We start from the raw sequence: 7,092 nt of genomic DNA, 5'->3' as shown, positions 1-7,092 counted from the left end.
CCCAGCGACCGCGCTCAGGCGGCAGTAGCGGCCCGATCAGATCCCACTCCGCGTCCGACAAATCCCCGCGACCCATGACTGCCCCTCAAAAAGCAGTCTTGAATCAGAACAAGGCGGGTTTGGGAATCCCTTTTGTCAACACGGCCTAGTGCCCACGAATCGCTATTGCTGAGCGACTGGCGGGCATCTATTTCGATGAGTAGGCTAGCCGTCTTCTCATTGTCTGCCCCGATCGCCGAACTGAGTGCACCAATGCTTCGCCATACATACTGTTCTCCAGATAGCATCGTTCGAAGGCGGGCTTTCCGTTTTCCATCGAGCTTTTCGCTTCTTCGGTTGGAGAGCCAATGGGTAACAATATTGCCAACTATTGTCGAAGCTCCGCCGATTGCTGCACCGACCAGCGCGGCGCCTTCGGCTGTAAGGCTGCTGCAGCTCAAAATATTTCCTCCCCTGGAAAGTCACTACTGGCGACGAAGCCAATAGCTAACGCGTGAGGGCTCCGCCGAGCCATCAATCTTACGGCCGCCCTCCTATGATCATCAAAACCATATTGCCGACGATCTCAAGCGGTTGCTTCTAGTCGAAGCCACTCGGTAGAAATGAATTACAGCTTCCTTAGATTGTTACGTGCAAGCCACCGGTCTCAAGTGGGCTTTCGATCTGCAAACGGTGCACGGTAAGATAGAAAGTTCTCACGGTCATGAATCGCCCCTCCACTCTCTATCGATTTCGGCCGCTGGGGGCATATTCCGAGCGCGAGATGGAGGCGCTTTCCGCAAGCTATCTTTTCGCTCCGCCATTCTCGGCGATGAACGATCCGATGGAGGCATTCTACGAAACCGGAGGTCCGGGAGACCAAATGGTCGACGCTATCTTGGGCGCGAGCGGCAAAGATATCGCTGAAATCTATGCATTGGTTTCGCAGATGATCGAGCGCTTTGCCTTGGTGTCATTTGCCGGGACAGTCGAAGATCTTCCGATGTGGGCTTATTATGGGAGCAACTTTGGCGGCATGTGCCTCGAGTTCGACACCCAGCGCTTGGCAATTGGCGATTTTCACGGCGAAGAGCTCCGCCCGGTAACATATGCCCGCAAAGCGCTTCCACCGTTGACCGTCGCCGATGTCGCTTCGGATGGCGGTCGCGAGGCCGTTCTGGCGCGCATCACTCGTAAGCGGAGCGAATGGTCGCACGAAAAGGAATGGCGGTATGTTGTCGGAGAGGTCGGCCCAAAGCATTATCTCGATGACGCACTCAAGCGCGTCTATATCGGGCCGCGCGCTCAACCGGAGGAAATTGAACGTATCTGTGCCATCCTCGACCAACGACCGGTCGAAGTTTTGCTTGGCCAGACTCGTGGCTTCGATCTGACGTTCGAAACGATCAAGCCGGCGCGGACCTTCGCAGATTGCGAGGGCGTCGGGGGCGATGAGTTTGATCGCGACGAGGCGCTCTATGCGGAAGACGAGCTCAGGGACTTCCTCCGCGTTCCCTTTGAGAATCTCGTCCGGTTGATTGAAGAGGCGGCGCTTCATCCGAACTTCGTGGGATTTGCCTCAATCGACACGTCTACCACGGTAACGGAAGCGATCTATATGACAACGATCTACAAGTTGCGGAACAATCGTGAGGTGTATCACCAGCGCTTCTTTGACCGAAAGCTTCGGCCACTGGCGCCAAGATTGTAAACGCGCGCCTTACGGATCTATCGTATAGCAAGGGCAAGCGCGTGTGCCTATGCTCGGCGTTTGTATATATGTCGTATGCTTCGTGATTCGCTGTTTCACGACCACTGGCCGAACGAAGCGATCTTCTTGCACTCGCCAATCGTCGAGGCTGGCGCTGATTGCAATTCTCTCCGGTCGACAAATTGAGCCCGGCTATACTTGATTGACGGAAACGCTAAGGTCCAGCGATGGTCCTCAGCCGCGACAATCATTATGTGCCCGAGTGGCATCAGCGACATTTTATCGAGCCAAGGCGCGACGAACTTTACTATCTCGACCTCAATCCCGAGAAATTTGTTCGACGCGACGGCAGTATCGTGCTCGGGCGATCACTCTTCCGCGCGCCGGTCTCTCGCTGCTTCGTCCAGCGCGATCTCTATTCCACCTTCTTCGGCGGCGTGATTGACGAGATCGAGCGCAAGCTGTTCGGCGCGATAGATACTCGCGGCTCGAAGGCGATACCGGCCTTCATGGCAACAGAGGAAGCCGAACGGTCCCGTCATTTCGAGACGCTGTTTGAATATATCGACATTCAGAAAATCCGCACGCCGAAAGGATTAGATTGGCTGCGAAGCCAATATCCGGGGCTCGACCAGAATGAGCTGATGATGGAGATGCAGGCCATTCGAATGCTCCACGGCGGCATCTGGGCGAACGGTGTGCGCGAAGTCGTTTCGGCCGAGCAAAGCGCGGTCAAATTCATTCTCACCGATCACCCCGTGACAATCTATAACCACGGTGCGCCGCCCGGCAGTACGCTTACCCGCTATCCCGAAGACCCATCGATCGCGCTCAAGGGGTCACAGACAATCTTTCCGCTGAGCCGGAACTTTTGTCTCATCCTTACCAATCTCGAATATGCCCGGGATCCCGCCTGTCGCGCGCTTGAGAAACGGACTTTCGCGCGCAATTTTCACGACGCCTTGGTGAACACCATGGCCTTGATCCACGAACGCCATCTCATCGAGCCCGATGTCGTGCGGATAAACCGCATTCTGAAGCTCCGCGCCCGCAGGTTTGTCGCGGCCGGGTGTGAGGAGTGGCTCTTTCCCGAGAAGCAGAATGACGAGCCTTGGTCGGCCCTCGGCGAGCCCTTGAAGCCGCCAGCCGACCAGCTTCATGAATTCGGCGGCGAGATATATGTGCGCTACACGGATGGGCGCGTTCATTATCAGGATGAATTCGGCCGCACCGAGAAGGAGCGTAGTTTCCTCCTGAAGCCGCTATCCGACGGCGCGTTGCGGCCAGGTGACGCATGTGGCTGCGGTTCGGGAGAGACATTCCGGGACTGTTGCCGCTCGCGTCCCGAAGCCCTGCGTCCCGCGTGGGATGAACTGAGCATCCGCGAGCGGAACCTCCGCTTCTATCAAGGCATATTGAACATTCTCGGGCTCTCCGAAGGCAAGAGCTGGACCGACGTGCGCCGGACCCTAACTGAGGAGCAAATTCGCCAAGTCTATACGCTGTTCGCCGCGCTCTGGCCGCTCGAAACCGACCTGCTCAAGCTCCTTCCAAAGCCCGACGGTCGCCCCCGCGCGGTATACACGGGGAGCACTCACCCGTTCCTGATCGACGAATTTGCAACGGGCGCGCCACTTTATTTCGGCGAACTGATCATAGAGAATCCTTTTGCGCATCCGGGCGTGCTGGCCAAGGCATATAGTCCGCTCGAGCAGCCCGGAAGCTACCACCATGAGTTCCTAAAATCGGTGGTCTTCATTCTGAACATCATGCCTCTCGTCGATGCCGGCCTCGTCAATCTTATCCCGGATCCGTGCATCTTCGATACGCATTTGCGTCGCCAGATGATGAAAATGGCCGAAGATCGCGCAAGGCTCGTTGGTTTCGAGGTCGACGAGGATCCGCGACTCAAGAAACTGGCGATTGAGGGGCTCAAGCGTGACCTTCTTGCACTTCCCGACGAGGCAATCATTGCCGAATTGCGGCGCGACAAGCCCGGCATTGGGGCCGAGGAAATTTCGGATTTGCTTGTCGGCCGCCGAATATTGCGCGAGCGGGATCCCCTGGCAGTGCTTCAGGATGGCATCGTCGGCGCTTCGGACCGGGGTCAGCTGCACATAATGAAGCTAGCGCCGAACTTCGAGATCGCAATGTATCTGGCTCAGGCGACAGGCGCTGCGATCGTAACCGACAGCCCGCACCGCTGGCAGGAGCTGAAGCTCGCAATCCGTCCGCGGTTCGGTCCCTTGGTTGCAGCTCTTGACGGTCTCGCGGCCGTGATCAGCCGTGAGACTTTTCTCTTCTCGCGCGACCCCGTGATGACTGCAAAAATCGGTATCGCTGGCGCGCATGCAAATTACCCAGCGCTGTTTAAGGATAGCTTTCGTTACCTCGCCAAGCTTCGAGATTCAGATCGAAAGACAAATTGGGAAGCGTCCGCCGCGGCGCGCTTTACGCGCCTCCACCGTAGTCAAGGAGAGCTGGAAAAAGCGGGGGTGCCAATTGGCCGCGCACGGATTAGCTGCGCGTTCCCGGCGCGTGGCATTCAGGACAATACCATCAATCGACTGCTGCTGATGTCGAGCTCAGAACAGCATCTGCCAAGCGTACCCATGGCTTTCTTCATCGAGCCGTTCACAGCCGTAAGACAATAGCGCTATGCCAGCCCGATGGCGAAGGTGGGCACTACTCGTCCAATAGACGCCGTAATATTGCTGGGTTGTGTCTGCTTCTAAAGATCGCTTCCGAAAAGCGGCCTGACCGCTACCGGCCATCTGCGTTATCTATCGGGAGCGGATTCCCGGAGAACGAGGTTCACCGGCAGCGTCGACGAATAGGTGCCTTCGCCATCCAGCCGTCGAAACAGATGATCGACTATCGTTGCCGCGATACCGGGGAAGTCTTGCCGAACGGTGGTTAGCGCCGGGTGGGATTGCGAGGCGAGATCGCTGTCGTCGAAGCCAACGACCGAGACATCTGCAGGGCAGCGCTTGCCTGCACTCTCAAGCGCGCGGATCGCGGACAGCGCGATGCCGTCAGAGGCCGCAAAGATACCGTCGAATTCCACCCCCCGCGCGAGAAGATCGCGCACCGCGTCATGGGCCGAGGGTCCCGTAAAATGCGCGGGCAGGACGAAGCTCTCGTCGACCGACAGGCCATGATCGCCGATCGCCTGCCGGTAACCGTCCAGCCGGAGGTCGATCTGCGGCAGTTCGGCGGGACCGAGGAACAGGATGCGCCTGCGGCCGGATCGGAGCAAATGGTCCGTGGCAAGCCGGCCGCCCTCGAAATTGTCGGAGCCGACGGAGCAATAGATTTGATCTGGCAGTTCTGAACCGAAGACGACCAGCGGGCGGTAGTCGCGGGCCGCAAGGTTAAGGGCCTGATGCTGGTCGCTCTGCCCGACGATGATGAAGCCGTCGGCGCGCTGCGACTGAACGAGGCGCCCTAGCCAATGCGCGTCGGGCGAGGGCTCGCGCACGAGCAGGATGTCGTAGCGCCGCTGCGAAATCTCGTCGGCGAGATGTCCGAACAGGCGCAGGAAGAAGGGGTCTGAAATCAGCTGCTCGCGCTCGTGGCCAAGCGGGACCGCGACGGCGATCGTCTGCGTCTGGCTCTGGCGCAGGTTCCGCGCGGCGCGGTTCACGACATAGCCATGCTCTCTCGCCAGCGCCTGGATCGTATTTCGCGTCGCCTCGGGAATGGTGGGATGATCGGCAAGCGCCCGCGACACGGTCGACGAGGATACCCCCGCGATCCGCGCAATGTCCGTCATCTTGACTGCCCGGCCCGACTTTGGGCGCACCTTTTCCAGTTCCATTCCACTCGCCCGTCTGCGTTACGCCATCGATTGCACCGCCGATCAGGCCTGCGCAAGGTCCGGCGTCAAATTCGGTGCCGTGTTGTGATCGGCGTTGCGCGCCGCAAGGCTTTCGAGGACCGCCGCATGATGCGACCGATCGATCCTGTATCGCCGAAGAAAGGGGATGGCCGCGAGCACGACCAGCGCGCCGCCGAGGCCCCATAGGAGACCCACCGACGTGGCGATATCCGGCGGGACGATCCCGCTCGCTTTCGCCGGCGCCACGAACCCGATGAGTTGGAGACCGAGTCCGGAAAGGAAGGCACCGAGACCGGTGGCAGCCTTGGCTCCGACCATCAGCGCCGCGGCATAGAGGGCCTCGCGGCGCACGCCGAAGAGGTGATCATGCTCATCGACCGCGTCGGCGATCATCGAGTAGAAGCAGACGAAGCAGAGCGCGCCGCAGCCGCCGAAGAGCAAGCCGCTGATCGCGACGAGAACGACCGCGATCATCGACCCCGCGGGAATGACGCCGGTGACGGCGAGCAGGGTGATGACGATCTGGTAGACGCCGAGCAGCGTGATCGCGCCGACGACGCCGTCGCGCTTTTCGATGCGCCGCAGCAAGAGGCCTGCGGCGAGGGTTCCGAGCAGCATGCCGAGCGGCAGAACGAGCAGCGGCAGCTGCATATAGGCGGTCGGCAGCTCCCAGAAATAGCGGTACGCGTGAAGGTTGAGCGCCGTCGTCGCGCCCTGGCCGACCAGCACCAGCACCGCGCCGCCGAACATCGGCACGAAGGACGGATTGCGAAACAGCTGTGCCATGTCCGACAGGAAGCCGGTGCCCGTCGCCTCGCCGGGCGGCATCGGCAGCCTGCGCACGGTCTTGAAGATCCCCCCCACGCAGACCGACCCGAACCCGCCGATCAGGCAGGCGGTCATGAGCCCGAGCCACTGGTAGGGCGGCCGGGTCTGGAGCGCGCCGTCTTCGGCGAACAGGAAGCCGAAGGCGGGGAGAAGCGCGGCCGCGGTGCCCAGCACGATGAACAGGGCCCGGTAGGTGCTGATAATCGAGCGCTCGCCATAATCGTCGCTGAGTTCGGCGGTCAGCGCCGAATGAGGGAGCGCGAAAACCGACAGGCCGACACGCAGGACGATGTTGAGCGCCAACACATAAGCGAAGAGGGCGCCGCCGGCGAGATTGGCGGGGAGCGTGAACAGCAGCGCCGAGGCGATCATCATGGGCGGAAGCGCGATCGTCATGAAGGGGAGGCGGCGGCCCCAGCGCGACCGCCAATTGTCCGAGAGCCGCCCGATGAACGGATCGAGCAACCCGTCGACGCCAAGCGAGATCAGGAAAATGCTGCCGGCGGCAGCCCCCGACATCCCGCATACGGCGGTGAGATAGAAGAGGAGGAAGGTGTTGACGACCGCCTGGACGATGGCGTCGACGGCTTGACCGCTCCCGTAATAAAGCTTCGTCGAAGTGCCGACTTTGGCGCCTTTCGGAAGGTCGGTCGGTCCTGTCATGCGTGCTCTCCACCTACATTCGTTGCCGCCGGGTAACAGAGAGTTGACAACTGCGCAATCGATTGCGTAA

Annotated in this window: 4 protein-coding genes; 2 read left to right on the top strand and 2 right to left on the bottom strand. The window is 60.1% G+C overall.

Annotated features, from left to right (window positions below):
• Nucleotides 1-703 precede the first annotated feature (703 nt).
• Complete coding sequence (locus CDQ91_RS08690; protein ID WP_197709674.1) at nucleotides 704-1,690, top strand: DUF2971 domain-containing protein; 987 nt, start codon at nucleotides 704-706, stop codon at nucleotides 1,688-1,690.
• 227 nt (nucleotides 1,691-1,917) lie between these two features.
• Nucleotides 1,918-4,344, top strand: a complete 2,427-nt coding sequence (locus tag CDQ91_RS08685; RefSeq protein ID WP_088472285.1) for a DUF4238 domain-containing protein — start codon at nucleotides 1,918-1,920, stop codon at nucleotides 4,342-4,344.
• Nucleotides 4,345-4,469: 125 nt separating this feature from the next.
• Here CDQ91_RS08685 and CDQ91_RS08680 read toward each other — a convergent pair whose 3' ends face one another.
• Entirely contained in the window at nucleotides 4,470-5,510 is a 1,041-nt protein-coding gene (locus CDQ91_RS08680; RefSeq protein ID WP_237245895.1) for a LacI family DNA-binding transcriptional regulator, read from the bottom strand.
• Nucleotides 5,511-5,552: 42 nt separating this feature from the next.
• The gene (locus CDQ91_RS08675) at nucleotides 5,553-7,022 is read right to left on the bottom strand and encodes an MFS transporter (RefSeq protein ID WP_158213642.1); all 1,470 of its coding nucleotides are present in this window, start codon (nucleotides 7,020-7,022) and stop codon (nucleotides 5,553-5,555) included.
• Between the last annotated feature and the right edge of the window lie 70 nt (nucleotides 7,023-7,092).

The sequence above is a fragment of the Sphingopyxis witflariensis genome, from assembly GCF_002205635.1.
Taxonomy (GTDB): Bacteria; Pseudomonadota; Alphaproteobacteria; order Sphingomonadales; family Sphingomonadaceae; genus Sphingopyxis; species Sphingopyxis witflariensis.
The sequence above is the reverse complement of the archived record's forward strand: the minus strand, read 5'-3'. Positions and strand labels throughout refer to the sequence as shown.